At 60.8% G+C, this 1,028-nt stretch carries 1 protein-coding gene and 1 pseudogene; one reads left to right on the forward strand and one right to left on the reverse strand.

Annotated features, from left to right (window positions below):
• Window positions 1-186: pseudogene (locus AB4Z11_RS32525) on the reverse strand (acyl-CoA thioesterase); the annotation flags it as partial.
• A 64-nt stretch (window positions 187-250) separates the two neighbouring features.
• Here AB4Z11_RS32525 and AB4Z11_RS32530 point away from each other — a divergent pair.
• Window positions 251-1,028, forward strand: a 778-nt coding sequence (locus AB4Z11_RS32530) for an ABC transporter transmembrane domain-containing protein (RefSeq protein ID WP_442030426.1), incomplete at its 3' end; no start/stop codon positions are given.

Genomic DNA, 1,028 nt, shown 5'->3' on the forward strand with positions numbered 1-1,028 from the left:
GCCGTTGGCACGGCGCGTTGCCGGCAGGGAGCCGGCAATGTCGACCTGGGACATGATCCAGCCACCGAATACGTCGCCGTAGACATTGGCGTCGGCAGGGGCGGGCATCACGCGCAGCTCGGGCATTTTGCCTGCGGGGAGGTTGTTATTGACGGGGGCGGAAATCTGTTCTTGTGGAGTGCTCATCGTGAAATCTCGTGTGGGGCTACAATTGATCGAATTGTAAACCACGAAGCACAAAGCCATCGCCATGCGCCGTTATCCGAATTCTCCACCGCCGCCCGACAGTAAAGCCCGCGCTGACCGCGGCGACATTGCAACTCTGAAAACATTACTGCCCTACCTATGGGTGTACAAATGGCGTGTGCTGGCGGCCTTGCTGGCGCTGGTCGGCGCCAAGCTGGCCAACGTCGGGGTGCCGGTGGTGCTCAAGCACCTCGTGGACCAGATGACGATTTCGCCGTCCAATCCGAAAGCCTTGCTGGTGCTGCCGGTGGCCGCGTTGATCGCCTACGGTGCGCTGCGGCTGTCGACCACCCTGTTCACGGAGCTGCGTGAATTCCTGTTCGCGCGCGTCACGCAGCGCGCGGTGCGCACCATCGCGCTGAAAGTGTTCCGCCATTTGCATTCGCTGTCCCTGCGCTTCCACCTGAACCGCCAGACGGGCGGCATGACGCGCGACATCGAGCGCGGTACGCGCAGCGTGGGCTCGCTGATTTCCTACACGCTGTTCAATATCCTGCCGACACTGGTGGAGATCACGCTGGTGCTGGGCTACCTCGTCACGCACTACGACATCTGGTTCTCGGTGATCACCTTCTGCGCGCTGGTGACCTACATTACCTTCACCGTGCTGGTGACGAACTGGCGCACGCATTTCCGCCGCACGATGAACGACCTCGATTCGAAGGCCAACAGCAAGGCGATCGACTCGCTGCTGAATTACGAAACGGTGAAGTATTTCGGTAACGAGGAATACGAGGCGAAGCGCTACGACGAAGGTTTGCAGCGCTACGAGTCCGCTGCGG

Origin of the sequence: Pseudoduganella sp. RAF53_2 (genome assembly GCF_052113985.1) — a bacterium.
Classification (GTDB): Bacteria; Pseudomonadota; Gammaproteobacteria; order Burkholderiales; family Burkholderiaceae_D; genus Rugamonas.